At 46.2% G+C, this 25,594-nt stretch carries 26 protein-coding genes; 19 read left to right on the top strand and 7 right to left on the bottom strand.

The window, feature by feature from the left end; translation table 11 throughout:
- Nucleotides 1–1,707 (top strand): ABC transporter ATP-binding protein, encoded by a 1,707-nt coding sequence (locus tag EDM21_RS20440; protein WP_157338279.1) that lies wholly within the window; start codon nucleotides 1–3, stop codon nucleotides 1,705–1,707.
- Between the two features lie 106 nt (nucleotides 1,708–1,813).
- Here EDM21_RS20440 and EDM21_RS20435 read toward each other — a convergent pair whose 3' ends face one another.
- Complete coding sequence (locus tag EDM21_RS20435; RefSeq protein ID WP_157338278.1) at nucleotides 1,814–2,764, bottom strand: DNA-3-methyladenine glycosylase family protein; 951 nt, start codon at nucleotides 2,762–2,764, stop codon at nucleotides 1,814–1,816.
- A 166-nt stretch (nucleotides 2,765–2,930) separates the two neighbouring features.
- Here EDM21_RS20435 and EDM21_RS20430 point away from each other — a divergent pair, with 166 nt between their 5' ends.
- The 6 genes from EDM21_RS20430 to EDM21_RS20405 all read left to right on the top strand — a co-directional run bounded on the left by EDM21_RS20430 (nucleotide 2,931) and on the right by EDM21_RS20405 (nucleotide 6,664).
- On the top strand, nucleotides 2,931–3,545 hold the full coding sequence (locus tag EDM21_RS20430; protein WP_157338277.1) for a bifunctional transcriptional activator/DNA repair enzyme AdaA: 615 nt from the start codon (nucleotides 2,931–2,933) through the stop codon (nucleotides 3,543–3,545).
- 6 nt (nucleotides 3,546–3,551) lie between these two features.
- Complete coding sequence (locus tag EDM21_RS20425; RefSeq protein ID WP_157338276.1) at nucleotides 3,552–4,100, top strand: methylated-DNA--[protein]-cysteine S-methyltransferase; 549 nt, start codon at nucleotides 3,552–3,554, stop codon at nucleotides 4,098–4,100.
- A complete protein-coding gene (locus tag EDM21_RS20420) occupies nucleotides 4,093–4,806 on the top strand; it encodes a 2OG-Fe(II) oxygenase (protein WP_157338275.1) in 714 nt (237 codons plus the stop codon). Before EDM21_RS20425 ends, EDM21_RS20420 begins: the two co-directional genes overlap by 8 nt.
- 129 nt (nucleotides 4,807–4,935) lie before the next feature.
- The gene (locus tag EDM21_RS20415) at nucleotides 4,936–5,352 is read left to right on the top strand and encodes a BlaI/MecI/CopY family transcriptional regulator (protein WP_157338274.1); all 417 of its coding nucleotides are present in this window, start codon (nucleotides 4,936–4,938) and stop codon (nucleotides 5,350–5,352) included.
- Between the two features lie 83 nt (nucleotides 5,353–5,435).
- Entirely contained in the window at nucleotides 5,436–6,209 is a 774-nt protein-coding gene (locus EDM21_RS20410; RefSeq protein WP_157338273.1) for a M56 family metallopeptidase, read from the top strand.
- A gap of 56 nt (nucleotides 6,210–6,265) precedes the next feature.
- Complete coding sequence (locus EDM21_RS20405) at nucleotides 6,266–6,664, top strand: DoxX family protein (RefSeq protein WP_157338272.1); 399 nt, start codon at nucleotides 6,266–6,268, stop codon at nucleotides 6,662–6,664.
- A gap of 80 nt (nucleotides 6,665–6,744) precedes the next feature.
- On the opposite strand, the gene EDM21_RS20400 is transcribed toward EDM21_RS20405, so the two are convergent.
- Nucleotides 6,745–7,161: a VOC family protein gene (locus EDM21_RS20400; protein ID WP_157338271.1), complete on the bottom strand. Its 417-nt coding sequence runs from the start codon at nucleotides 7,159–7,161 to the stop codon at nucleotides 6,745–6,747.
- Between the two features lie 312 nt (nucleotides 7,162–7,473).
- Here EDM21_RS20400 and EDM21_RS20395 point away from each other — a divergent pair, with 312 nt between their 5' ends.
- Nucleotides 7,474–9,027, top strand: coding sequence for an SAM-dependent methyltransferase (locus tag EDM21_RS20395; protein WP_157338270.1), 1,554 nt, complete (start codon nucleotides 7,474–7,476; stop codon nucleotides 9,025–9,027).
- A 181-nt stretch (nucleotides 9,028–9,208) separates the two neighbouring features.
- On the opposite strand, the gene EDM21_RS20390 is transcribed toward EDM21_RS20395, so the two are convergent.
- Both EDM21_RS20390 and EDM21_RS20385 read right to left on the bottom strand, forming a co-directional pair.
- On the bottom strand, nucleotides 9,209–9,955 hold the full coding sequence (locus EDM21_RS20390; RefSeq protein ID WP_157338269.1) for a hypothetical protein: 747 nt from the start codon (nucleotides 9,953–9,955) through the stop codon (nucleotides 9,209–9,211).
- 106 nt (nucleotides 9,956–10,061) lie between these two features.
- On the bottom strand, nucleotides 10,062–10,958 hold the full coding sequence (locus tag EDM21_RS20385; protein ID WP_157338268.1) for a LysR family transcriptional regulator: 897 nt from the start codon (nucleotides 10,956–10,958) through the stop codon (nucleotides 10,062–10,064).
- Between the two features lie 249 nt (nucleotides 10,959–11,207).
- Between EDM21_RS20385 and EDM21_RS20380 the strand changes: the two genes are divergently transcribed.
- The 8 genes from EDM21_RS20380 (at nucleotide 11,208) to EDM21_RS20345 (ending at nucleotide 20,171) form a co-directional block, all read left to right on the top strand.
- Entirely contained in the window at nucleotides 11,208–14,399 is a 3,192-nt protein-coding gene (locus EDM21_RS20380; RefSeq protein ID WP_157338267.1) for a bifunctional cytochrome P450/NADPH--P450 reductase, read from the top strand.
- 347 nt (nucleotides 14,400–14,746) lie between these two features.
- Nucleotides 14,747–15,385 (top strand): iron-containing redox enzyme family protein, encoded by a 639-nt coding sequence (locus EDM21_RS20375; protein ID WP_157338266.1) that lies wholly within the window; start codon nucleotides 14,747–14,749, stop codon nucleotides 15,383–15,385.
- 24 nt (nucleotides 15,386–15,409) lie between these two features.
- Complete coding sequence (locus EDM21_RS20370) at nucleotides 15,410–15,859, top strand: hypothetical protein (protein WP_166542105.1); 450 nt, start codon at nucleotides 15,410–15,412, stop codon at nucleotides 15,857–15,859.
- Between the two features lie 300 nt (nucleotides 15,860–16,159).
- The gene (locus EDM21_RS20365) at nucleotides 16,160–16,378 is read left to right on the top strand and encodes a hypothetical protein (RefSeq protein WP_157338265.1); all 219 of its coding nucleotides are present in this window, start codon (nucleotides 16,160–16,162) and stop codon (nucleotides 16,376–16,378) included.
- Between the two features lie 300 nt (nucleotides 16,379–16,678).
- Nucleotides 16,679–17,764, top strand: coding sequence for a glycosyltransferase (locus EDM21_RS20360; protein ID WP_157338264.1), 1,086 nt, complete (start codon nucleotides 16,679–16,681; stop codon nucleotides 17,762–17,764).
- A 23-nt stretch (nucleotides 17,765–17,787) separates the two neighbouring features.
- A complete protein-coding gene (locus EDM21_RS20355; protein WP_157338263.1) occupies nucleotides 17,788–19,038 on the top strand; it encodes a glycosyltransferase in 1,251 nt (416 codons plus the stop codon).
- 49 nt (nucleotides 19,039–19,087) lie between these two features.
- Entirely contained in the window at nucleotides 19,088–19,786 is a 699-nt protein-coding gene (locus EDM21_RS20350; RefSeq protein ID WP_157338262.1) for a class I SAM-dependent methyltransferase, read from the top strand.
- Nucleotides 19,787–19,841: 55 nt separating this feature from the next.
- Nucleotides 19,842–20,171 carry a DUF3892 domain-containing protein gene (locus EDM21_RS20345; RefSeq protein WP_157338408.1) on the top strand — a complete coding sequence of 110 codons (330 nt, stop codon included), beginning with the start codon at nucleotides 19,842–19,844 and terminating at the stop codon, nucleotides 20,169–20,171.
- An 80-nt stretch (nucleotides 20,172–20,251) separates the two neighbouring features.
- Here EDM21_RS20345 and EDM21_RS20340 read toward each other — a convergent pair whose 3' ends face one another.
- Nucleotides 20,252–21,592, bottom strand: a complete 1,341-nt coding sequence (locus EDM21_RS20340; protein ID WP_157338261.1) for a peptidase — start codon at nucleotides 21,590–21,592, stop codon at nucleotides 20,252–20,254.
- Between the two features lie 615 nt (nucleotides 21,593–22,207).
- On the opposite strand from EDM21_RS20340, the gene EDM21_RS20335 reads away from it, so the two are divergent.
- Both EDM21_RS20335 and EDM21_RS25585 read left to right on the top strand, forming a co-directional pair.
- On the top strand, nucleotides 22,208–22,789 hold the full coding sequence (locus tag EDM21_RS20335; RefSeq protein ID WP_157338260.1) for a histidine phosphatase family protein: 582 nt from the start codon (nucleotides 22,208–22,210) through the stop codon (nucleotides 22,787–22,789).
- Between the two features lie 110 nt (nucleotides 22,790–22,899).
- Nucleotides 22,900–23,178: a GNAT family N-acetyltransferase gene (locus EDM21_RS25585; protein ID WP_157338259.1), complete on the top strand. Its 279-nt coding sequence runs from the start codon at nucleotides 22,900–22,902 to the stop codon at nucleotides 23,176–23,178.
- A gap of 14 nt (nucleotides 23,179–23,192) precedes the next feature.
- Here EDM21_RS25585 and EDM21_RS20325 read toward each other — a convergent pair whose 3' ends face one another.
- Together EDM21_RS20325 and EDM21_RS20320 are read right to left on the bottom strand one after the other, a co-directional pair.
- Nucleotides 23,193–23,948: a DUF3891 family protein gene (locus EDM21_RS20325; RefSeq protein ID WP_157338258.1), complete on the bottom strand. Its 756-nt coding sequence runs from the start codon at nucleotides 23,946–23,948 to the stop codon at nucleotides 23,193–23,195.
- Nucleotides 23,949–24,295: 347 nt separating this feature from the next.
- Nucleotides 24,296–24,745, bottom strand: a complete 450-nt coding sequence (locus EDM21_RS20320; RefSeq protein WP_157338257.1) for a DUF1569 domain-containing protein — start codon at nucleotides 24,743–24,745, stop codon at nucleotides 24,296–24,298.
- A gap of 239 nt (nucleotides 24,746–24,984) precedes the next feature.
- Between EDM21_RS20320 and EDM21_RS20315 the strand changes: the two genes are divergently transcribed.
- A complete protein-coding gene (locus EDM21_RS20315) occupies nucleotides 24,985–25,449 on the top strand; it encodes a GNAT family N-acetyltransferase (RefSeq protein WP_157338256.1) in 465 nt (154 codons plus the stop codon).
- The last annotated feature ends 145 nt before the right edge of the window (nucleotides 25,450–25,594 follow it).

Here is a 25,594-nt window from a genome sequence, read left to right as displayed (position 1 = left end):
ATGCTGCGCCGTTTCTTTTCCTATTATCGTCCTTATAAAGGACTCTTCCTTCTGGATTTTACTTGCGCGATCATTGCAGGGCTTCTCGAACTCGCTTTTCCGCTGGCAGTCAGCAAGTTTATCGACGATCTGCTGCCGGGTGAGAACTGGACGGTTATTGTCCTGGCGTGTCTGGGGCTGCTGGCGATTTATGCGCTTAACACAGTCTTGCAATACGTCGTCACCTACTGGGGACATATGCTTGGCGTGAATATCGAGACGACGATGCGTGAGAAGGTTTTTGCTCATATGCAGAAGTTGTCCTTCCGCTTCTATGACAACAACAAAACCGGGCATCTGATCGGCCGGGTAACGAATGATTTGAACGATATCGGAGAGGTGGCGCATCACGGTCCCGAGGATGCTTTTATCGCGATCATGACGCTGGCGGGAGCCTTTACATTGATGGCGACGATCAATTTGGAGCTTGCGCTGCTCACGTTTATCATGATCCCGTTCCTGATCTGGCTCATTCTGGTATTCGGAAGAAAAATGACCCGGACGTACAAACGATTGTTTGGCGATGTCGGGAATTTTAATGCACGTATCGAGGAAAATGTCGGCGGTATGCGCGTCGTTCAATCCTTCGCGAATGAAAGTCATGAGAAGAAGTTATTCGCGGCGGATAACGAGCGTTTCCGGGAAACCAAGCTGCTGGCATACAAAACGATGGCTAAGAGCATCTCGATCAACTATATGATGATGCGTCTGGTAACCGTCGTCGTCATGGTCTGCGGGGCCTGGTTCTTCCTGAAAGGAAAACTCGAACTGGGAGAGTTCATGGCTTTCCTGCTGCTCTCCAATATTTTCTTCAAGCCGATTGAGAAAATTAATGCGGTCATCGAAAGCTACCCCAAAGGTGTTGCCGGCTTCAAGCGGTATACCGAAATCATGGACACCGAACCGGAAGTCGCCGATAGGCCGGATGCTGTTTCCGTTGAGACGGTTAGAGGTGATATCCGCTTTGAACATGTTTCGTTCGGGTATGAACCGGGCCGCAGGATTCTAAGCGGAATTGATTTGACTGTACGCGCCGGTGAGACGATTGCTTTCGTGGGGCCTTCCGGCGCCGGCAAGACTACCATTTGCAGTCTGATCCCGCGGTTCTATGACGTCGAAGAGGGCAAAATTACCGTGGATGGGATCGACATCCGGCAAATGAAGCTGAATTCGCTGCGCAAGCATATCGGAATTGTTCAGCAGGACGTATTTCTGTTCTCGGGAACGATTAGAGAAAATATCGCCTATGGGGATCTGGCGGCAACCGACGAGCAGATCTGGGAGGCGGCCCGGCGCGCTTCTCTGGAGGAATTGATCTACGGTCTTCCGGAAGGCATGGACACCATTATCGGCGAGCGGGGGGTTAAGCTGTCCGGCGGACAAAAGCAGCGCTTATCCATTGCGCGCATGTTTCTCAAGAATCCGAAGATTCTTATACTCGACGAAGCTACATCAGCTTTGGATACCGAGACAGAGGCTATGATTCAGAAATCACTGGCGGAACTGTCTGCCGGCAGAACGACGCTGGTTATTGCACACCGGCTTACGACGATCCAGAATGCGGACCGCATCATTGTTGTGAATACGGACGGGATTGCCGAGCAGGGCAATCATCAGGAACTAATCGCTGCGGGCGGAATATACAGCAGGCTGCATCAAGTTCTGTGAGTACTCCATATTAGGGTTCCCCGTCCTTACCCGTACTCACTCCTGTATCTGCAACCAAACAAGCCTGATACGCGGATTAACGCGTTCAGGCTTGTTTGTTCTTGGGTTAATACAGAAACCGCCACAAATAAAAAGTCGCATAAGACTCCCAATTCGTCCAAGCGGCGGATAATTTCAGAATCTCTTCTTTCGTAGGTTTCCTGTCTGCGCCTGTCAAATATTTAATTGCATTATGAAGCCCGACATCATCGATAGGAAAGGCTGCAGGAAATCTCAGACACCGCATGGCGACATAGTTGGCGGTCCAGGGCCCGATGCCGCGGATTTTGACGAGGATTTTCTCAGCATTTTTGGAGTTTCCGGCGGCTAGTAATTGTTCCTTGGACAATTCACCCCGGACGATAAGCTGGGCTGCGCCGATCAGATACTCACACTTCTTCACCGTCATTCTGAGCGCGGTTAATTCCTCAACCGACAAGGCGGCTATGGTTTGAGGAGTGGGAAAGATCCAATACGTTTCCCCTTCACATTCGACAGGCCGCCCATAGGTTTCGACCAGTCGTCTTTTCAACGTATAGGCAAACGTCAGATTAATCTGCTGGCCGAGAATACCCCAGCAGATCGCTTCGAATAAATCGGGGATGCCGATGGTTCGCAGCCCGTAGAATGTATTCACGGCCCTGTGAAGAAGCGGGTCCGATTGTGCCATTTCATAGAAGGGCGCCAGATCGGTGTCCAGATCGAACCAGTCTCTCACATACCGGATGACTTCAGTGCGCATCCCGGCAGACACCGCTGCCGGTTCACCCAGGAAGCGGATCAGCAGCCGGTTCTCGGGGGTTGAACTGATCTCTACAACGGCTGTTTCCCCACCGGCCGGAATCGCTTTGTAGATGCGGCCATTCTCGATGCGAAACAAGCATTCGTTAGGGGAGCGGGACAAGTAGTTCAGATTTTCGGCATAATCAAACTCTTGTGGTGTTGCAAGTTCAAGTTCATTCCGGGGATCTTTCGAGAGGTCTCGGGATGTGGTTGAGTTCAAGTTTATTGCCTCCATTCAAGTTACACGGGTATACGAATATTTTTGCATAACAGAAAAGCTTGTGGTTTCGATATCTTGCGATTCTATTCGCTATTGCGTACAAATGGCTGTTGGCAGAGGTATACTGTTGGTGGTAGGGCAGCCAGCCATTCGATTGCCTGCAAGGAGGGAGAGCCAGAAGATGCCAGAACCAATTAATGAAGAGGGACCGGGTGACCCAGGTCAGATAATGATGCGTATATCCGATGAACAATGGCGTGCGATTATTCACAACGATCCGGCATACGATCATAAATTTTTCTATGCTGTAAAATCAACGGGAATTTTTTGCCGTCCCTCCTGCAAATCAAGACCGCCGAGGAAAGAAAACGTCCGTATTTACGGGAATGCCAAAGAAGCTCTGGAAGCCCGCTTCCGGCCTTGCAAAAGGTGCAAACCGACCGGAGAACGATTGCCCGACCACGAATGGGCGGTTCAAATTACTAGATGTATAGAGATGAATTACATGGAGCCGCTCACACTGAACATTCTGGCAGATATGTGTCATGGGAGTCCTTATCATCTACAACGTACGTTCAAGCGGGTCATGGGCATTACGCCTACGGAGTATATACAGCGGCAAAGAACGGCCAGGGCTATAGAATATCTGATTCATACCGAGAAGGCAATCCATGAGATAGCCGTGAATGTCGGCATAGCGAATACACCTTATTTCATCACGTTGTTCAAAAAAAGTACCGGGCATACACCTGCTGAGTATCGCCACAAGCATCGTATTAAGCAAAATGGGGGGTAATGAAGAATGAAAACGGGCACAAATGAAAAGATCTATTGGGTACGTTTGATTCATGCGGATTGGAATCTGTACATGGCCGCGACTCAAGAGGGACTTTGCTACATAGGATCTCCGGATAAACCATTCGAAGAGTTAACGGAATGGTCGGCCCTTCATTACCCGGGAAGCGAGCTTATACAGGATGAGGAGAAGATGAAGCCGTATGCACGGGAATTAAAAGAATATTTGAGCGGGCAGCGGCAGGACTTTACGCTGCCTCACGATTGCAAAGGTACGGCATTTCAACAGGATGTCTGGAAGGCACTTTGCGAGATTCCTTACGGACATACAATGTCTTACTCAGATATCGCCAACCGGATTAACAGGCCGGCTGCCGTACGTGCAGTGGGAACTGCGATCGGGGCGAATCCGGTACTGATCTCCGTGCCCTGCCACCGGGTCATTGGTAAGAATGGCTCGCTAACGGGCTACAGGGGCGGACTGGATATGAAAATGAAGCTTCTTCAGCTTGAGAGCGAACAAGCCGTTAGCGAAAGGATGCTGCGAAATGTATAATCCGCTTGCGGAACGCCTGGCTGCCTTGGACTGGGGTGAGCTGCATCGAACGCTGGATATACAGGGCTATGCGAAGCTGCCAGTGCTGTTAGAACACGATCATTGCGAGGAAATCATAAACACGTATGATCAAGAAGAGTGTTTCCGCAATACGATTAATATGGCGAGATATAGATTCGGAGAAGGGGAGTACAAGTATTACGCCGCTCCGCTGCCGAGTATTCTGCAGCAGCTTCGCGAACGTTTATATCCTCCGCTTGCTATTGCTGCGAACCGGTGGCTGGCATATCTTGGCGGTGAGGGCATTTATCCCGCAAGTCTGGCGGATTTCCTCATCCAGTGCCATCAGCTGGGCCAGACACGCTCTACACCGCTGATTCTCAGGTATGGAACCGGGGGATACAATTGTCTGCATCAGGATCTCTACGGCGAACTTTCCTTTCCGTTCCAAGTCGTCTTTGCTTTAAATCAGCATGGAACGGATTATACCGGCGGGGAATTTCTGCTGGTGGAGCAGAGGCCGCGCGCGCAGAGCCGGGGACATGCCATCAATCTGGAGCGGGGGGCAGGACTGATCTTCCCGACACAGCACCGGCCTGTAAAGGGAACGCGGGGGTATTACAGAATGACAAACCGTCACGGTATAAGCACCGTTCATTCGGGAACAAGATACAGTGCGGGTATTATTTTTCATGATGCCAAATAATTCTGTATACGTCAAAGTTGGCACTTGACCTGCCCGGTTTGTCCTTGCTATACTTTAGAGACTACAGCCTATAGTGTAGTTTCTTTTTCGGACATTAACACTACAATATGTAGTGGAGGTATGAAGAATATGAATATTAAGAAATTCAAGTACGATGAAGTCGGGCTGAACCGTTTTTTTGGACCTCTGGAAGCCAAAATCATGGAGCTTCTCTGGGATGCGGAAGAATTAAGCATCAAGGAAGTTCAGCAGCGGCTGGAGCAGGACAAGCCTATTAATTTTAATACGGCGATGACGGTGATGAACCGCTTGGTTGACAAAGGGATCTTACAGAAGAGGGCAAAGGGAAGACTGTCCCTGTTCCGGCCCGTTCAGTCCAAGGAGAAGTTTATTGAAGAGCAGTCCAAGAAACTGACAGAGAATCTGCTCGATGAGTTTGGCGGCGTCGTGATCAATCATATGATTGATGTGCTGGATGAGGTAGACCAGACTTTGCTGGATAAATTAGAGCGGAAAATCCAACAGTTGAGAAAGGACAACTTATGATGAGGTGGAAGAGAAAGTCTTTTTCTATCCTGGTATTAAGTCTTCTTATAGCACTATTGGTATGGTGCCAGATGGGCATGTACTTGACCCACCTCTTTTTTGGAGTAGATGTCCAAGTAAACTTCTTTAAATTCTGCATAAGTTTGTTTAAAGAGGAGTCGATCTATTACTTCTTTGTCGTTCTTCTCTTGAATGCCATGATTGCATATACTTTCCTGGTCACTTTATTTAAGACTGCTGAGCAAATATGGTTTACCGTCAAATTCAAAAAGAAGATACTGTCCGCCCTTCATCATGATTTAACTCGTGACTTCAACACAAGGTATCCCGAACTGGATCAAACGTTGATGATTATCCATCAATCTCAGCCGCTTGCCTTTACGATGGGGCTATATAAACCTTGCATTATCCTCTCTACCGGATTGATTGAGATGCTGGATGAGGATGAGCTGGAGGCGGTTATGGAGCACGAGACTTTTCATCAAAAAAATCTGGATCCCTTTAAGATCTTCGTTCTTAAACTAATATCACAGGCACTCTGGTTCATACCCTTAACCAAATGGTCTTATCACAATTATAAAATCATGAGTGAGTTAATGGCTGATGAATTCGCCATACACAGAACAGGCTCCGAACTGGGATTGAGCAGTGCCTTGTTCAAACTGATTAAGAATGCCTACAAGAGAGAGACAAACGTAACCCTGGTTCACTTCTCACAGGAATCAGTTAATTATAGATTGCAGCAATTGGTCGAACCGCAGAAAAATATACCGCTAAGATTGGAAACCGCAGCTATTGTTGTTTCTGTTCAGGTTCTGCTGCTTTTATTGGTTATGGTTATGGTGGCCGTTACGTAAATTTTTTTATTAGATTACACTACATAATGTAGTGTAACGAGAGAGGAGAATGACCGATGAAACAAAACCTGGAGATTGGCGCACTTATTTTGCGCGTGGTGTTGGGTATTACCTTTTTTGCACATGGATTCGAAAAATTTCAAGGGGGGATCGCTAACACATCCGGCTGGTTCCAAAGTATCGGATTGCCTGGCTTTATGGCGTATGTCGTCGCCTTAATTGAATTGGTGGGGGGAGCAGCGCTAATTGCAGGACTGGGTACGAGAATTGTGTCGGCTTTATTCGTCATCGTCATGCTGGGAGCGACAATTAAAGTGAAGCTAGCCGGCGGTTTCCTTGGCGGTTACGAACTTGATCTTGCCCTGATGGCAATCGCCCTCTATTTCGTGCTAAACGGAAGTGGAAAGTGGTCTGTGGATGCCGCACTGCCTTCCCGCAATAAACCTACAAATTAACATAACAAGTATACACAAAGTAAGTTCTTATCTGTTTGTCGATAAGAACTTACTTTTTCTACTGCAGGCAGCGGATACGATTAACCTTGATTTACAGTACTCTCATCCATATAAACCAGTTCCCATAAGTGGCCGTTAATGTCTTGAAAACTCCAGCTGTACATAAATCCATGATCGACCTTGTCGTTGTAAGCCGCAGCCCCGGCTGCCAACGCTTTCGATACAATCTCATCTACTTGTTCCCTGCTATCAGCGGATAATGCTACAATAACCTCCGTACTTACAGCTGTATCGGTTATTTGTTTCTTGGTAAACGTCTTGAAGAAATCTTCTACGAGCAGCATAACAAATATATGTTCGCTAATGACCATGCACGTTGCATTCTCATCTGTGAACTGGGGATTGAATTCAAACCCGATTTGTGTAAAAAATTCCACCGTTTTGTTCAGATCTTTAACCGGTAAATTAACAAAAATTTTATCTGCTTGTAAAGCCATTCTCGATCACCTCTATGTATAAGATAAGTTATTCTACCATTTCCGAAGGGCTAAAAGTTCTTCTCGATTGCTATTGTGATAGGAATGTATGGTGACAAATGCAGGGGAGCATGATGAACGTATAGAAATTCACCTGAAGCTGACAGAATCGACACTCCTGATCGGGAGGATGGCGAACAGACCAAGCAATCCGAAAGATATGGTACTATAATAGAAGAAAACGTTACTAAACGGATGATCTAACCCGTTTATACGGGGAACGCCTACACGATTCAGGACCGCACTATATAGAAGCAAGGAAGGTTCAAATCGATGTCATTTACCAAACAACAGACTTACCGCTTTAGTGAAGCGCCCATCTGGGATATGCAGCGTTCGTATTATGAAGAGCAGGGGATAAGTGCCTGGCAGAGGGATGAAGTCCCGCATTATATAACGAATAATCCCCGCATTGGAGCGGCATATGCTGAAATCATCTTCGGGTTTCTGCAGGACCGGGCTAAGCTCGGCTATGGTTCTGAACCCGTCATGATTCTTGAGCTTGGCGCGGGTTCGGGCCGGTTAGCGTCGCATGTTCTCAATGAACTGGACGAGCTCAAGGCGTGCGCCGGGCTTAAGCTGCCTTCATACCGCTATGTGATGAGTGATTTGGCCGCTAAGAATCTGGACTACTGGAAGCAGCATCCCCAGCTGTGCTCTTTCCAGAAGCAGGGCATTCTAGACTTCGCGCAATTTGATGCGGTACAGGATGCAGAGCTGTATTTGACGCAATCCGGCGAATGCATTCGGCCTGCTGATCTGAAGCAGCCATTGCTCGTCATCGCCAATTATTTCTTCGACAGCATCCCTCAGGAACTTCTTTATATAGATGAGGGCCTGGTTTATGAATGCGATGTTACGATGCAGATTCCGTCAAATGAAACTTCACTCACTCCTTCCGAACTGCTCAGCCAGGTGAATCTTGCTTATCAATACCGCAGAGCCGCTGAATATGAGCAGGCAGCCTATCCTTACCGCAGTGTCATACGGCAATACCAGCAGGAACTGGAAGACTCTCATGTCCTCTTCCCGGTGGTCGGTCTGGAATGTCTGGAACGGTTGAATGCGTTGTCCCAAGAAGGTTTTTTGCTGCTAACTGCGGATAAAGGCGATCATCGGTTAGAGAACTGGAAATATGCCGAGGCTCCCGACCTGATCGGGCACGGGAGCTTCTCCTTAGAAGCCAACTATCATGCCATCGGTCATGTTTATGAGCAGTCAGGTGCGGAGGTCTTATTCACGGACCATCGCTATAAGCAGATTAATGTGGGTTGTATCCTCATGCTGACAGATCCGGCAAGCTATTCTCATACCCGGCTTGCTTACCGCCGGTTCATCAATCGTTTTGGACCCGATGATTTTTTTAGCTTGAAAAAATGGCTGGATGAGCATTTGAATCAAATGGAGTTATCGCAATTGTTAGCCTTCTGGCGATTGGGGCATTACGATGCCGAATTCTTTCTTCAGTGCAGGGAGCGTATCTCGGAGCTGCTTCCGGCCGCCGGAGAAGAGGACGCGAATGCAATTCGGATAGGTATCCGGCAAATGTGGCAAAGCTACTATCCCATGGAGGGGAGCAGAGATTTAGCCATGGAATGCGCGGAGCTGCTGTATGAGATGGAAGCCTTCGAGGATGCGCTGGAATTCTATGAGCGTTCTTCGAGGAAAAGTGGAGCATGTACCGCAGATACTTCTGCACTTTACCACATGGCTATATGCTGCTATGAAACGGGGAATGAAGAGGAAGCTAAGGGATACTCATTAAAAGTCTTAGCGCAAGACCCGGAGCACGAAGGAGCCGCCTCTCTCTGTTTGCTTCTACAGTAGAAGAACACAAGGGGCTGTCTCAAAGAATAAACCTGAGTGAGGCAATCCTAAAATATGCGTGAAAGAACCTTCAAAACCACTATACAAGTGGATCTGAAGGTTCTTTTTTAACCGAATATCACGTGAAAAGTAGGGACTGAATTTCATGAAATGACTTTTGAGACATTCCCTTTCTGCGGTATTAATCTTCTTTTTTTTGTATCTTCGCCGGATTGTTAATTTTGTAAGGCACAGGATGCCGGGTCAGTTTCTTGGCGACAATTTTGGCCTCAAACGTAATCATGTCTCCGATCTCCAGCTCTAATTTCTTAAGCGTAGCGCTATGGCTGGACCATGCTTCCCCAATCTCTGTTTCCGGTTCTACAAGAGCAACCGATTCGTAAATGACGACCTCGTCATCATTGTCGGAGAAATGGTTGGGAACCGTTGTGAATTCTTTAACGGTGGCAGTCATTTTCACCTTTTCGTCAGGAAGCTGAAGCTTCGGTGCCTTTTCTTTCTTCGCTTTCTCCTTCTTCTGAACTGCGGCCTTCGGTTCTTCAACCCGTATCTCCACTGCGGGTACAGCTGCTTCCGGTGAAGACAGAGCCTCTTCCAGCAAGGCTTCTGGCGGTGCGTCTGCCGATTCGGGGGCGTCTTCCGATACCGCGGCGGCTCTCTGGGTGTAAGTGGAGGCCTGCATCTCTTTCAAGTAGGAGGGATGGATGCAGTGCAGCTGTTGATCGGGCAGTCCTATGACCGCTGTCATTCTGTCGACATACCCGACTATCTTGCATGTCACATTCAAACCGTTTCCCTTATAATAGAAAGGTTTCATTTTAGCTGCTTTCTCCGAAAGAAGTCCCCATTCTTTACATTTGTCGATCTGTTCCTCTTCGCTGTCGAAAGTACTGTATGTATCGGGACCGATGATGAACGAATATTTCAAAATTTCTCCGCCTTTCTTGTCATGTCCAAGTCATATACCAAAATTTTATCATTTTTAAGCTCTTTTTGCCTCATCGGAATCGAACTGGATAAAGATAAACCCGGGCTTATCCGTTTTGCTGCAGCATATTGACCACCCGGTTCACGAAAATGCCAGCAGCTTTGGAACTTTGATTTTCCTTCGATGTTACCGACCAGAGATACGAAATTTTCCGGCTGGGCATTTCTAAAGGGAGAGTTATGACATCCCCATTCTCATACATCGTATTGGCGCGGAAAGAGTAATCGGGTCCGAGCGTGACGGCCATGTCTTCTTTGACCGCTTTCAGGATCGCCTCAATGTTATTGCTGGTAAAAAGTACGTCCACCGAATCGTTGAGGTCCTTGATGAAATCTATGATATAGGGATCGTTGTATAACACAAAAGGGAGTCCGGCGAGATTGTCCAATGAGACGGAAGGTAAAGAAGCGAGTGGGGAATGAGCACTGACCCCTAAGACAATATTCCCTTTTACCAGGCGTTCAAATACTAATCCTTCGTTTCTCGGCAAATTGTCTTCATTTAATAAAACAAAACCAATATCGCTTATGTTCATCCGCACCTGCTCCAATACGGCGTCCGTTCCATGCTCGGAAATTTCAAGCTGGATTCTCGGGAATTCTTTTCTCAGACCGATCAATACATGAATAAGGAGAGAGATGGGTCCCGGAATGGTTGCAATTCTTATTTTCGAATGATTGATCTCGCTGTAGCTTTCGGCTTCCGACTTTAATTCATGGATTTGGTTTAGAATGCCCCTTGCTTTGGTAATAATCATATTGCCTTCTGTCGTCACGACTGTACCGGACCGGGAGCGGGAGAATATACGGATACCGAGTTCCTGCTCCAGGAACGAGACCGACCGGCTGATCCCCGTGACCGTAATATGGCAGTTCTGAGCGGCTTTCGTGAAAGAACCGCATCGGGCTACTTCAACAATATAGGTGAGCTGCTCTAAGTTCATGAGGGGGAACCTTCTTTCATTAACTGCAAGTTAACTAAAGTGAACTAATGGGAAATATAATGAACATTTAGTATATGTTATGATCAAAGGAAGGTCAATTCTTAACCTTTTTTACCATTATGCCTTAATTTTAAAGGATAAAGTTTCAGAATGACCTGCATGTATAGAGCGGAAATGGAAATAGGAGGAGTGACATCACTCGCAATTACTTGGATATCAATCTTAAAAAAAGAGATGGAGGCCATTGATATGAAAGAGAATACATCCCCTCAGATCCCCCAGCCCAAAACGTATGGACCACTCGGGAATCTTCCCGTACTCAAATTAGATGAACCGAATCAGTCGCTGCTCAAACTGTCTTATGAGTACGGACCGATTTTCAGACTGGATTTTCCAGGCGGAAGAAGCGACCTCTACATATCCAGTCAAGAACTTGTGTCCGATGCCTGCGATGAGTCCAGGTTTGACAAGCAGGTCTGGACTCCTTTACAGAAGGTCCGGGCTTTTGCGGGCGACGGGCTGTTTACAAGTTGGACAGAGGAATCAAATTGGCAAAAAGCCCATCATATTCTTCTGCCCAGTTTCAGCCAAAGGGCTATGCAGGGCTATCATCATAGGATGGTGGATATTGCCGTCCAGCTTATCCAGAAGTGGGCGCGGCTCAATCCCGACGAGAGTGTCGATGTCCCTGAGGATATGACCCGTCTTACGCTGGATACCATCGGTTTATGCGGATTCAATTACCGCTTTAACAGCTTCTACCGTGAGCAGCCGCACCCTTTTATCCTGAGTATGGTCCGGGCTTTGGACGAAGCGATGGGTCAGCTTACCCGGCTCGGAATCCAGGACAAACTGATGGTCATGACGAAGCGGCAGTTCAAGCGCGACATCGAGACGATGTTCTCACTCGTAGATAAGATTATCGCGGAGCGCAAAGCAAGCGGGGCTGCGGAAGCGGAAGACCTGCTTTCACGTATGCTGACGAGCAAAGACCCCGAGACAGGCGAAGGACTGGATGACGAGAACATCCGCTACCAGATCATCACCTTCCTAATCGCCGGGCATGAGACGACAAGCGGGCTGTTATCCTTTGCCGTGTATTACCTCCTGCAGAATCCGGATAAACTGCAAAAGGCGTATGAAGAGGTAGACCGCGTTCTGACAGATTCGGTCCCTTCCTACAAGCAGGTTCTCGATCTCAAATATATACGCATGATTCTGAACGAATCTCTGCGTCTGTGGCCGACGGCTCCGGCGTTTTCGGTGTATGCCAAAGAAGACACGCTGCTTGCCGGTAAATATCCTCTGAAGAAAGGGGAGAATGTCAATATCATCATCCCCAAACTTCACCGGGATCCCAAAGCCTGGGGCGAAGATGTAGAGGATTTCCGTCCGGAACGGTTTGAAGATCCGAGTCAGGTTCCCCAGGATGCTTTCAAACCTTTCGGGAACGGGCAGCGCGCCTGTATCGGACAGCAGTTTGCCCTGCATGAGGCTGTGCTCGTCCTGGGGATGATTCTTAAACATTTTGAAATCATAGACTCAAGCAATTACCAGCTCAAGATCAAAGAAACGCTGACCCTGAAACCCGACCAGTTTAAAATCCGCATACGCAGCCGCGCTCAAATATCTTTGTCTATTCAGAATCATGAAGTACAAGCGGCAGAGTCTTTGGATCAACAGGCCAAGGCATCGGCGGCCGCCTCTATCATTGGAGCGGACCGCTTGCCACTCTTAGTCCTGTACGGATCAAATTTGGGTACAGCCGAAGGCATTGCACGTGAGCTTGCGGATATTGCCCGTATGCATGGGGTGAGCAGCGAGGTTGCTCCGCTGAACAAGCGGTTAGGCAATCTGCCGACCGAAGGAGCTGTACTGATCGTGACCGCTTCCTATAACGGCAAGCCGCCAAGTAACGCGCGTGATTTTGTGGAATGGCTGGAGTGCATTGACCAGGATGAGCTGCAAGGCGTGAAATATGCCGTATTCGGATGCGGTGACCGCAACTGGGCCGGCACTTACCAGGATGTTCCCCGATTCATCGACGAACAGCTCGCTCTTAAAGGCGCTACAAGACTATCCGAGCGGGGAGAAGCAGATGCGAGCGGCGACTTCGAACAGCAGCTTGAGCAGTGGCGGGAGCGGATGTGGTCGGACGTGATGGATGCTTTTGGACTGAAGCTTGATCACAAAGCCGAGAAAGAACGCAGCACGCTAAACGTCCAGTTCGTCAGCGGGATTGCCGTAGCGCCGCTAGCTGAGTCCTATGACGCTGTTCATGCAGAAGTGCTGGTCAACCGAGATCTCCAGGCGCCCGAAAGTGACCGGCACACCCGGCATATTGAAGTGGCCCTGCCTGATGGAGTTACGTACCAAGAAGGCGATCACCTGGGAGTCCTTCCGAGTAACAGCAAAGAGAATGTCAAACGGGTGCTGAACAGATTCGGTTTGAACGGGAATGACCAGCTGATTCTAACGGCAAGCGGACGCAGCGCCGCACATCTTCCTCTGGAGCGTCCTGTGAGTCTCTACGATCTGCTCAGTCATAGCGTAGAGGTCCAAGAGGCTGCTACGCGTGCACAATTGCGTGAATTAATCGCTTATACCACCTGTCCGCCTCATAAAAAGGAACTGGAAGCCTTATTAAGCGAGGGAGTATATAAGGAGCAGGTATTCAAAGCGAGAGTTTCTATGCTGGACCTGCTTGAGAAGTACGAAGCGTGTGAAATGCCGTTCGACCGTTTTCTGGAGCTGCTGCCTCCGCTGAAAGCCAGATATTATTCGATCTCCAGTTCTCCTCACGTTAATCCGGAGATGGCCAGTATTACGGTAGGCGTTGTAGAAGGGCCTGCGCGGAGCGGACAGGGGGAATATCGCGGGGTTGCTTCCAATTACTTGGCTGAGCGCCAGCCGGGAGAAGATATTTTGATGTTTATCCGCACGCCCGAATCAGGATTCCAGCTGCCTGAGGACCCGAAGACACCGATAATTATGGTGGGGCCGGGGACAGGAGTGGCTCCTTTCCGCGGCTTCCTGCAGGCGAGAATGGCTATGAAGACGAAAGGCAAGGTTCTTGGAGATGCGCACCTCTATTTTGGCTGCAGGAATGAAGCTGATTTTATTTACCGGGATGAACTTGAGCAGTATGAGCGAGATGGAGTTGTCACACTTCATACAGCCTTTTCCCGCGCGGAAGGTAAGCCCAAAACGTATGTCCAGCATTTGATGGAGCAGGATCTGCAGGAATTAATCCGTATACTGGACAACGGCGGGGTGCTCTACATCTGTGGGGACGGCAGCCGGATGGCTCCGGATGTGGAAGCGGTCTTCAAGAAAGCCTACCAGGATGAACATGATGCAGGTGAACAAGAAGCGCAAGACTGGCTGCAGGGCCTTCAGACAGAGGGACGCTACGCGAAGGATGTCTGGACGGGTATTTAACAGATATAGATAATTGGCAGTAATGGAGTCGGCGTTCTTATAAAAGGACGACCGACTTTTTTCTGTACACAGAAGACAGGGGATGTTTAAGAGTTGGTTTTTGAATTTTATTGTTTACGAGCAATTTACTGGAAGTGGATAAACTTATATAATGAAAGGAATCTAAAGGAAGATTAGCTGAAAGGGTGCCCACATAATAGAAAATCGTCCTCGCATATGGGTGTATAAGTCTGTTATACTTAAAAATATAAATATTGTTAACAAAATAGACACGAATTTTGTCTAAAAAAAGTAAAATTATAGAGGCAAAAATCCGATATAGTATTGAAAAGGAGAGGAGTATTTACATGACAACAGTAGCTAATTCAGAATTGGTAATCTCCAGAATCAGCAGTATCATTTCATCCGAGCTGGACCGTGTTAAAAAAGAGAACAATTTCTTCCAGAACTTCCCTAGCGAGAAAAAAGCAGAATCTTTCGAATGGTGCAGCAACCTCTATCATTTGTCGAAACACTTCGGGGAACTGCTCAAACTTAGATGGGAACGTTTTCCGGATGTTGAACATGAAGTGTTCTCTACTCATTACGATGAAGAGAAAGATCATGCAGAAATGCTCCGCAAATGGATGATCGGAATCGGATTAGATGATCCTGAACTGCATAAAGCTAATTATGAAACCGAACATTTTATTTCTCTTCAATACCGTGCAGTAGCAGCAATGGATGAGAATCTTTCCCTGCTGATCATCAATAGCACAAGCGAAGGCTTTGCACATGCCGTCTATCTGCATGCTTATAAAATTCTTCAAGAGATCGGATTCTCCAATCTCGAATACTGGGCGATCCACTGTGAAGCAGATGAAGAACACAGTGATGTCTATCATCTGATCAAAGACATGAGTGTGCAGCAACTGGAAGAAGCTGAGCATCTGGTGAAATATACTTGCAACACACTGGATGTCATGCTTGATTCCTGGCTCAAATAAATTCCGAAAAGAGGTTTTTTTCTAGTGAGTGTTAATTTGAATAATAAGTTTCGTTTTCATTTGGACAGCGTCAACAAAGTATTCTCTTGGCAGGTCGTTGATAACTTAACGGTAGAAGAAGCGACGGAAGCCGCGAGAATTATTCAGGAAACCGTACAAATCAACTCCAAAACGGAGAAAATCAAATTGCTGGTGGACAACCGGTTTATGGAACGCGAAGGTCATCCGATCGTGTTCACTCCTGAAGTCAACACCATCTGGGAAGAAGCACAGCGCAACGTATTCCCTCATCTTACTAAAGTCGCTGTCCTGTGCAGCGGGTCGATTATGAAGATGCAGATGGACCGTATTTCGAGAAATTCGAATATTTCGGAGATTAACAAAAGCTTCTGGAATAAAGAAGATGCTGTTATGCTCAAAGAAGCTTTCGATTTCCTGGAGATTCCATCCAACGCGCTCGTACAAAGCAAATAACAGCAGATCCTGCTACAGCACTCCTGCAGCGCCGGACAGCCCCATGGGTTATCCTGCACCGTAGGGGTGCTTTTTGATTCCTATTCCCACACAAATGGGTTCTAAGTAAGCTGAATCGGGTAACAAGAGTCTAGCTTGCTTTGATTTTACACACCGTGTCAGCTGACTGATTACGGCTGTATTCCTTCATTGAAATACGAAGGGCGTAACGGAACGGCTGTGGAACCCGAGTTTAACCTCGGCGGCTTTAGTGAATAATGAAAGAATTGAAAGATGCAGTGTAAAGAGGAGTGAAGAACAATGCCTAAGACGGAAATTAACCCGGAAGAAATTCATGAGCTAACCGATATAATTAAGAATTCCGTATCGATGGAATTGCGGGTAGAAAACACCAGCGTCGAAGAAACCGTAAAAAGAATGACGAAGTATGGGTTTGTCTTTAAAAATTCATGGGCTTCAATGAAATTGCCAGAACATACAGTGATCGAATTCTGGAAAAAGGAACTAATTAAATTGTAAGTTCCCAACACAACTAACAAACCGCGGATCGGTATCCGCGGCTTTTTTTGTGAGTATACAATTTCCCCAATCGTCCAATTTTTGCTAAAAAAGATCACGCCTCTATTCAGTTTGTATAAACTAAAAGTATGCTTAGCTGCTTCTGACATGAGGCTGTGAGGGGTATGGAAACGGAGAACTACAGCAGAGTGTTAAATGGCAGTGCTCAAACTTTCGCTGGACCATCCAGAAGTAAATCGGGCTATACCAAGCTGATAAGGCTGGGGGAGGTTCCGGTAAGGAGGAAGAACAAAGCTAGCTATGTTTACAATCAGCTTATGTATGATTGTCCGCGACGAAGAGAAAACACTGGGAAGACTCCTGCAATCCGTAGGAGACATTATGGACGAAATTATAATCGTCGATACAGGATCGACTGATAAGACCAAGGAAATCGCTTTTCTATTCACGGATAATGTGTATGACTTCGAGTGGATCGATGATTTTGCCGCCGCCAGGAATTTTTCTTTCTCAAAAGCTACTCAATCCCACATTCTGTGGCTGGACGCAGACGACATTCTAGAAGAAGAAGATCGAGTAAAATTAGCATTGCTTAAAGAAACATTGCCGCCCACGATCGACCGTGTGACGATGCCTTATAACCTTTCTTTTGACGGAGCAGGAAAAGTCACTTCGAGTTTACGCCGGAACCGGCTAGTAAGAAGAGAATGCGGATTTCGCTGGATTGGTCCTGTACATGAGTATTTAGCTGTTTCGGGGAGTTCTTTGGACAGTGAAGTTTGCATTACGCACAGGAAACAGAAGTCTCATACGGACCGTAATTTACAAATTTACCGCAAGCGGCAGGGGGCAGGAGAGCCGTTCTCGGTACGTGACCTGTACTATTTCGCTAACGAACTCAAAGATCATGCCTTATATGAGGAAGCTGCCGGCTACTATAATTCCATGCTGGACACCAATCAGGGATGGATAGAAGACAATATCCAGGCCTGCTTGAAATTATCCGAATGCTACGGTCACCTGGCAAATAAGACAAAGAGATTTGAGGCGCTGACACGGGCTCTCCGCTTTGAAACTCCCCGTCCGGAGGTATCCTGCGCACTTGGTAATTACTTCATTGAAGAAGAAAAGTATGAAACTGCAATATTCTGGTATCAGCAGGCGATCAGAGTAACCCCAGTTGAAACGATGGGATTGATGAACCGCTCCGCTTCTACCTGGTATCCACACCTGCAGCTCTGCTTATGCTATGACCGGCTCGGAAAGTATAAGCAGGCTTTCGAGCATAATGAAGAGGCTCTTCAAAGCAGTCCTGCTCATCCCAGTATGCTGTATAACCGCAATTATTTCCGTACTGCACACAATTTAGTGCCGGTTGAGGAGTGAGTTTATAGGAGGAGGCTGACCGAGTGGATAAAACAAGTATTATCATCCTGACTCATAATCAGATCTATCTCACGTATCTTTGCCTGGAAAGTATAAGACGCCATACATCTGTCCCATACGAGATTATTGTCGTAGATAACGGATCTACGGATCGTACCGTCAAGTATTTGCTCGGTCAGCCTGATCTCAACCTCATTCAGAACGCAACGAATCTCGGATTCGCCAAAGGGTGCAACCAGGGGTATGCGGCGGCTACAGGGGATACGATATTGTTTCTGAATAACGATACGATTGTCACTCCTGGCTGGCTGACACGAATGTTGTCGGCTCTTTATAGCGACGACACTATCGGGATGGTCGGCCCTGTAAGCAATTACGTCAGCGGGCGCCAGCAAATTCCTGTCTCTTACCAGGATTTCTCCGAAGCGGAAGCATTCTCGATCCAACATGCTGCTAGGTATGAAGGAAAGCGTCTGGATGAAAGGCGTGTTGTCGGCTTCTGTATGCTCATCAAAAGAGAGGTGCTGGCCGAAGTCGGAGTATTCGATGAACAGTATGGTCTTGGTAACTATGAAGACGATGATCTATGCTTACGTGTCATAAATAACGGTTATCGGATTCAAATTATCTATGATTCCTTTATCCATCATTTTGGACATATGACAATGGGAATTCTCCACGAATCCAATTTAAATCAACTGCTTGTCCTCAATCGCGACAAAGCCCGCCTGAAATGGGGAGCAGATATCCATAGTCTGATATACAAAGAACCGGCAACGATTACGGTCATTGTTCCCGTAAGGCCGACAGCTGTGTGTCTGCAGTTACAACAGATGGTAGAAAGCATAGGGCAATTGGCTGATGAATGGATCGTTCTGGGCGACAATGTTTCCGAGGAGATGCAGGCCTGCCTATCGGATTTAGTCTGTCCTGTGATTAATGTTGACCAATCAGATTCTGAACAACCCAACTGGTCCTTCCTGCGCTCAGCGGCAACCGGACAATATCTGTTATGGATGAATCCGGAGGAATGGATGACTCCTGTGGATGCGAGAAGATTCGCAGGGGTGAAATTGCAGTTGGACAGTCTTGAAGATGGAGTAAGCATTCTGCAGCATCGCTTAGCAGGCAGTGACTTAAAGACAGTAAGAAGGACGCGGATGGTACGAAGAGAAGCGGATTTCAGCTGGAATCCGGCTGCTCATGAATTCAATTTAAATCCGGCTGCTGTAATAAGACATACCGATATTTCCTTTACTTTAAAGCCCCTATAAAGGGGGATCCTCACCATCATGCGCAATCAATTAACGTAAGGAGACGGCCATGCATAGATTTTGGGAAAGATTGATTAAACCGGCGATAGTTGCGGTACAGCCTGGAACGATCGTTGAGATCGGCTCCCTAACAGGACTGACCACGGTGAAATTGCTCGAATATTGCAGAGCTGTGGAAGGGAAATGCATCAGTATCGATCCTTATCCTCAATATGATGTCTCCGCATTTAAAGCGTTCTACAAGGAGAAGTTCGAGGTGCTGGAACTGTTAAGCTTAGAGGCGCTACCTCAAATCGATTCATGCGACATGTTGTTCATTGACGGGGATCACAATTGGTATACCGTATACCATGAGTTGAAACAGGCGGAACGGATCGCAGGGCTTCAGGGGAAGTTTCCAGTTGTCATCCTGCATGATACGCAGTGGCCTTATGGCCGCAGAGATATGTATTATCAGCCTGAGAATATACCCGAGGAACACCGCAAACCTCATGCCAAGAGAGGAATAGAGCCCGGACAGTCAGAACTCCTTGAGCTAGGAGGCTTTAATTGCACCGTAGATAATGCCTTATTTGAAAAGGGAGAACGAAACGGCGTGCTGACTGCTATTGAGGATTTTATGCAGGAAACGGAGTATCCCCTTCAGTTTAAACAAGCACTTTCCAATAACGGTTTAGGATTCCTCTATCCCAGAGATAAGAAACTGGATACCATGATCTCTTACCTGCTCGAAACTTCAGGCTTGTAAGTGAATTGACTAATCTCAACAGATTCTACGCATTCTAATGGATGAGGTGATGATGATGAGTCAGGATCCATCCAGTCCAAATTTTGAGGAAATATATGAGAACTACAGGCAGCAGGGAGCCATACAAGCAAATGAGGAACAATTTCAGAGCGCTGCGGCAGAGGGACAAGAGTCTATTGTTGCTGTGCGAAAAAACAACGACGGTGATATCATAGCCGTTCAAACTTCGGCGGGGCGAGAACTGGACTATGTGACGGCTCTGAGTGAGGCGAAAAACGGTGCACTTGCCAACGTTGATGTGTTCCACCGTTTTGGACGCGATATTCTGCGAAGTGAGCCCGATGGCATTAAAGACAACAATCTGGATAATCTGCCGTTGTTTTAATCATGACGGGTACGTCAAAGAGCCTGAGGAATCCCTCAGGCTCTTGCTTGCGTTTAAATGATTAACGAGTACTTGGGATGTCAGTGCGGTCTGTATATGGAATACCCGAAATGATAGAGGGAAGAGTCATTTGAAATCAGCTGGTTCCCACTGGAGTAAACTTGGAATGGAATAATATCGTAATAATGATAGGAGGCGTAGCCGGTGAACATGTTCTGACCGATAGCCGGTTGAATCCCGCTGATGGTTACGCTGAAGGAACCCGTACTGCTTGTTGTAGTCGTTGCGGAATAAACTTGATTATTCAATTTGGTTTGGATAAGAACCGTAACCGGGGCATTAAACGCTGGTGCACCGGAGGCATCTTTGGCCACGCCTGTGACGGTCATATAGTTCTGAATTCTCCATTTGTTTCCTTCGCCATAGTTGATACGCTCACTTGAGTTAATATTCGGGTCGGAAGTGACGCTGTTAATGCTAACTTGCGTGGGCGTTTTGAATTCGTTAAAGGAAAGCGTGTAGGGAGCGGAGGCATTAGATGAGTTCAGTGAAACGACTCGTAAGTAATACGTACCTGCTCCAAGAGAGGCGTCAACGTTCGTATTCTGATTAACAGAGCCGAGTGAACCTAGATTCTGATTGAAAATCTGAAGCTGATAATTCGTCCCTGCTGCTGTGTTGGCCAAATTAATATGAAATTTTTTGGAAGCCGTAACCGTTAATTTGATCCAATCTGCATCCAGGTTGTTATCAATCGTCCGCTGGTTAACGGTAAAAGAGTCGGTTTTCAGCTGCGCATGCCAGATATTATCGTCCGGCTCCGCCGCATCATAGACAGGTGATTGTACAACGGTAAAATAATAAGGATTTACCGCATCGAATCCTGCATAGGCATCAACAGCCAGAAAGTAAATTCCCGCTGGAGCGATCCGGCTGATTTGTTCGTTTGTAGCGGGTCCATAAGAGGAAACTTCTTGCTCAACCAATTGACTGGTAGCGGGATCATACCGGAACAAATACAAGTCATAATCGACAGACGCCGACTGTACGGTCTGAAGGTAGGCCGTCAACTTGCCGGGCGAGTTCGTTTGGAGAACGTACCATCTTTGACCGCTTGCTTCCGATATCTTATCGGAATATACAGCTCCCGTTACGACAGTGGCAGCTGAGCCGGGGCTGTCATTAATCGCCGAAGTGACCAGCGAATTCTGAAGACGGCCCTCCAGCTTCTCGGCTTTGGGCGCATGAAGCTGCGGGCGCGGGTCTGCAAGAGACTGCTGCGGCCCCTTGCTCTCCACATTAGGCGTCAATTCTTGTGCCTGGTTAACCGGAACTGCAGTTGCTTCTGCTTTTCCTCCGATTCCGCTTACCAATACCGATGCGATTATCAGCGCGGACCCTACAATGTTTCTGAACCTCATAAACTCCCTCTCCTTCTCCTATTCAAAATGAGACCGCGGTTGCGGTTATATGTAAGCGCAGTTATACGCCTCATACCAAATAAACTCTAGTACGGTTTACCGAATATTACTTTTGCCGAATATTACTGGAATCGAAGGGAAGGGAGACTCTTTCTTTGTAAAGAAAAAAGGAGGAGAGAGAGCTGCGAGAATGCAGCAGATCTGAAGAACGATAAGTAGCATTTGAAAAGATGAGTTAACCATAATCGGGTAATTATAAGCTGAATTCTAGCATGTCGTTTCACGATATGTCAATGCATTCCATTATTGGATTTTTAAATAAAATCTACGATCATTCCTGAAAAAGCAGCATGAGTTTCTTTTCCGCTAGTATTTGATATTATAAGGGTAATATTTCCTTTAGAGTGTGGTTAGGGTAGGCTGTATGAAACATATAAACTCGATTAGTCCAACAAAGGCATGAAGAATTCATGTTAGAATTACTACTAAAAGAAGAATAATTTTCCGGTAGCTGATCCGATAGGGTTGGCTGGAAATATTAAGTTATGGGCTATTTATTTTTTGAATCCATCTTCAGATAATAACAAGGCTTTTATTTTTCGAGGAGTGAACACAATGCAGATCATTCTTTACTTCGTAAGGCATGCGGAATCCGTGTATGCGGCAGGAGCAGAACGCACAAGAGGTTTGACGGAGCAAGGCAAACAAGACGCAGGCAGAGTAAGAGACCTGTTAATGGGCGAGCAAATTGAAGTTATTGTATCGAGTCCTTATGAACGGGCTTCTGCTACCATCCGGGAGTTGTCAAATGAATTAAAGATTGAGGTAATAGTGGAAGAAGATTTACGTGAAAGGCAATTTACCGGGGAAGGTTATGAAATTAAACCAGAGCATTTTTATATGTCGAAGCGGAAGCTGTATGAGGAATGGGATTTCTCTTTCCCAGGTGGAGAGTCCAGCAGTCAAGCTCAAAAGAGAGCTGTCCATGTCCTAAACAAGTTAATGGATGAGTTTGCGGGTAAGCGAATTGTCGTCGGGACCCATGGAGATATTATGACACTCATGGTGAATTATTTTGATTTCCGTTATGATTATGATTTTTGGAGATCAACTACGATGCCGGATATTTATAAGTTAGAATTTGCCGATAAGAAATTGCAGGAAGTAACGAGACTATGGAGCGATCGGATCATTTGATCATCAGACAGAATTCTCAGAATTAATGAACGGAATAAGACTAGCTGACCTTCTGTTTTTATTTGTTAGTACGGCATTTCGCATATGTACGACAAGAATTCGAAGATCGCATGCCGGTTGCAGCTTATATAGTAAATGGCGAAGCGGTTTCTGTATGCTGCAGCGCAAGGAAGTCGATGAAAGCAGCAGAAGCGAGTTTGAGTACGATCGAACCACACAGAGGTAAGGGATACGCCTCGCATGTTGTGCAAGAATGGAGTCAGGCGGTCACAAGAGGTGGATCTATACCTCTGTATAGTACATCATGGGGTAATTTAAGTTCTCAGATAGTAGCGCGAAAATTAGGATTAGTCCAATATGGAATGGATTTTAACATATTCGCCGAATAAAGAAAGAGTCGGAATTACACCTCAAAAGTTACTTCTTGTACAGTCCAATCCGTTTCTTGATAAGCGCGGTCTACACCCAGCTGATGAATGGCCTCTTTGGATACTTGTTTGATCTTCAGTGACGCACAGAACTCTTTTTTGAATAAAAAAGGCCGGATCTGCACGTTAATTTCACTTATCCAGCGCGCCATAATTTGCTGATCATTAATCAAGGTTTTAAAACCTTCCCTATACCATGGATGTTCCTCATCTTTAGAGGCTCCTGGTTCATTAAGGCACACATACAAGGAAAGTTCATCGCATAATTTCAGGAGTTTAAAGTGCTGCTCTATCATGTATTCGCCGGGGTGGTTTAGTTTCGGTTTAAGACGCTGCTGTCTCGCGTGCTCGTGATCGATAAAAGCCGCACAATCGGGAAGAGAAGACTGCCGGAGATGAATAAAGGATGAATAATGAAGGCTGCAGAGAAGCGCGGCATAGTCATTCATTTCCTCAATCTCGTCTAAACCAAGCTTATACAGCACGAGTTTGGGAAGCAGAGGATAATCGTTGAACGAGAAAGGAATCGAGTCCTGATCATTCCATACCGGTCTATCATCCAGCCTGATCCAGCTCCTGTCATGTTCTTGTATAGCCAAATAAACAGCCTCCGCGTAATGTTGGTCGACAAGCAGCTCTTCCTTAAAGCAGTCCGCGATTTGTCTTGAAAATTGAGCATGTTCATGTTGAGTGATCATCACAAACTGCTGCTCGGTTTCTCTAACGATCATGGATGTTCCTCCTTCAATTAGGTTGTATGGAGTTAACTTCTGAAGCCTTTCGCTAAACTTAACATACACCAATGTATATAGAGAGTCGCCAGAACTTTTTAATAAAAGGCTATGTTAAATACTAATGCTGATTTGTGACTATAAGAAACCGCCTTTGTGAAAAGGCGGTTAATTGAGCTATCGTCTCCCATTTAGCTTAATCACTTTTACGCTATACCGTCAATCATCGTCCTTCTCTGAATACTCGTAAAGAAGCAGAGTCGAGCGAGCGTTCTGGTCGGCTGCATTTGTGAGCTTAGTGAACGTTAATGCGCCTTTTAATGATCCTGTCAGTCCAAGACGTTATCTTAGACTCCAAACTGATTTAAGTGGTGGTCTAGGTGCTTAAAGATTCCTTTGCCCCATTGCTCTGAAGTAAGCCTTCCGAAAAACGGATGAGGGTGAGTAGTGCACTTCTCAGGACCATTAGATTGAAAGGTAATAATTTTTTGCTTCAGTATTTCCCGTTCTTGTTCGAACTCTCTTTCATCCACTATCATAATAGTTGGAATAGTGGACATATTACGAGCCAAAGGCTTATCGTTAGTTAAAACGGACTTCACAAATGGTCCTATAAATAACCCTAACCAACCTCTCGGCGGAAAAGAATTCCCCATTGCAATGTCTTGGAATGATGAACAGTGAGCCAGCATTTGAGCAACACTCATTGTTCCCCATTGCGGTTGAGAACTCGGGGCGAGTCTGTCGATACGGTTTAAAATTTCCACTGCATGCATATGATTAAAAATATTCTTCATGACAAAATCCTCCATTAGTGTGTTCTAGCTTCTTCATTATATATTAATATGCTTCTAATATTTCTTATCAATTGCTAGATCTTTGAGCTAAACTGCTCGTTAGTTTAACAAGAATATGCAGAACGCTGAAACGTTTTGTTCGTGTCGGTGACAGTAAACAGGCACGATTTGACTCGTTCGTAATTATCAAATATCAACATTAAGGTTTAACAAAGCCTAATAAAAAGGGGAAATCCGTTATGACTCTAGTGTTTAGACAGTATCAGCAAGCAGACCAGGAAGCGGTAAGAAAACTACATACCGAGGGACTTAAGCAATTTAGCGCTGTTATGGAAGATGTTAATTTAGATCAAGATATCGAAACTATAGAAGAGACTTATGTGAAAAAAAATGGAAATTTCGTAGTGGGTTTACTGGATCACCAAATTGTATGCATGGGTGCGTTTCGGTACTTTACAAATGAAACTGCAGAAATCAAAAGAATTAGAGTGGATGAAAAGCATCAGTCAAGTGGACTTGGAAAGAGAACATTGACGATTCTGGAGGAGTTAGCTAGATCACAAGGGTATAGCAAACTAATTTTAGATACATCAAGCAAGCAGCTGCCTGCCCAGAAGTTGTTCGAACAAAACGGTTATAAAGAAACGCACCGCAAGCAATTTAAGGAGCTGGAAATTATTTTTTACCAAAAGAACTTAGTTTAAGTCTGATTTAATAATCAGCCTTCAGCCTGTAGACAAAGTTCCGTAAGGAGCAGGGTCTACAGGCTTTTTTATCGAATTAGTAAGTAAAACGGTGAGCCGAGGTGTAAAAAATGCTGAGTAAGAGCAATAACGAAGGTCGCTTTCA

This window comes from Paenibacillus lutrae (genome assembly GCF_009757775.1).
Taxonomy (GTDB): Bacteria; Bacillota; Bacilli; order Paenibacillales; family NBRC-103111; genus Paenibacillus_F; species Paenibacillus_F lutrae.
The sequence above is the reverse complement of the archived record's forward strand: the minus strand, read 5'-3'. Positions and strand labels throughout refer to the sequence as shown.

Bases quoted from the DNA above. Each gene is read 5' to 3' on its own strand.
- EDM21_RS20320 (WP_157338257.1), bottom strand. From the start codon at position 24,745: ATGAAGAATATTTTTAATCATATGCATGCAGTGGAAATTTTAAACCGT.
- EDM21_RS20400 (WP_157338271.1), bottom strand. From the start codon at position 7,161: ATGGCTTTACAAGCAGATAAAATTTTTGTTAATTTACCGGTTAAAGAT.
- EDM21_RS20405 (WP_157338272.1), top strand. From the start codon at position 6,266: ATGAAACAAAACCTGGAGATTGGCGCACTTATTTTGCGCGTGGTGTTG.
- EDM21_RS20325 (WP_157338258.1), bottom strand. From the start codon at position 23,948: ATGATCGTTAGAGAAACCGAGCAGCAGTTTGTGATGATCACTCAACAT.
- EDM21_RS20335 (WP_157338260.1), top strand. From the start codon at position 22,208: ATGCAGATCATTCTTTACTTCGTAAGGCATGCGGAATCCGTGTATGCG.
- EDM21_RS20420 (WP_157338275.1), top strand. From the start codon at position 4,093: ATGTATAATCCGCTTGCGGAACGCCTGGCTGCCTTGGACTGGGGTGAG.
- EDM21_RS20380 (WP_157338267.1), top strand. From the start codon at position 11,208: ATGAAAGAGAATACATCCCCTCAGATCCCCCAGCCCAAAACGTATGGA.
- EDM21_RS20395 (WP_157338270.1), top strand. From the start codon at position 7,474: ATGTCATTTACCAAACAACAGACTTACCGCTTTAGTGAAGCGCCCATC.
- EDM21_RS20365 (WP_157338265.1), top strand. From the start codon at position 16,160: ATGCCTAAGACGGAAATTAACCCGGAAGAAATTCATGAGCTAACCGAT.
- EDM21_RS20425 (WP_157338276.1), top strand. From the start codon at position 3,552: ATGAAAACGGGCACAAATGAAAAGATCTATTGGGTACGTTTGATTCAT.
- EDM21_RS20360 (WP_157338264.1), top strand. From the start codon at position 16,679: ATGTTTACAATCAGCTTATGTATGATTGTCCGCGACGAAGAGAAAACA.
- EDM21_RS20435 (WP_157338278.1), bottom strand. From the start codon at position 2,764: ATGGAGGCAATAAACTTGAACTCAACCACATCCCGAGACCTCTCGAAA.
- EDM21_RS20345 (WP_157338408.1), top strand. From the start codon at position 19,842: ATGAGTCAGGATCCATCCAGTCCAAATTTTGAGGAAATATATGAGAAC.
- EDM21_RS20375 (WP_157338266.1), top strand. From the start codon at position 14,747: ATGACAACAGTAGCTAATTCAGAATTGGTAATCTCCAGAATCAGCAGT.
- EDM21_RS20430 (WP_157338277.1), top strand. From the start codon at position 2,931: ATGCCAGAACCAATTAATGAAGAGGGACCGGGTGACCCAGGTCAGATA.
- EDM21_RS20385 (WP_157338268.1), bottom strand. From the start codon at position 10,958: ATGAACTTAGAGCAGCTCACCTATATTGTTGAAGTAGCCCGATGCGGT.
- EDM21_RS20350 (WP_157338262.1), top strand. From the start codon at position 19,088: ATGCATAGATTTTGGGAAAGATTGATTAAACCGGCGATAGTTGCGGTA.
- EDM21_RS20440 (WP_157338279.1), top strand. From the start codon at position 1: ATGCTGCGCCGTTTCTTTTCCTATTATCGTCCTTATAAAGGACTCTTC.
- EDM21_RS20315 (WP_157338256.1), top strand. From the start codon at position 24,985: ATGACTCTAGTGTTTAGACAGTATCAGCAAGCAGACCAGGAAGCGGTA.
- EDM21_RS20415 (WP_157338274.1), top strand. From the start codon at position 4,936: ATGAATATTAAGAAATTCAAGTACGATGAAGTCGGGCTGAACCGTTTT.
- EDM21_RS25585 (WP_157338259.1), top strand. From the start codon at position 22,900: ATGCCGGTTGCAGCTTATATAGTAAATGGCGAAGCGGTTTCTGTATGC.
- EDM21_RS20340 (WP_157338261.1), bottom strand. From the start codon at position 21,592: ATGAGGTTCAGAAACATTGTAGGGTCCGCGCTGATAATCGCATCGGTA.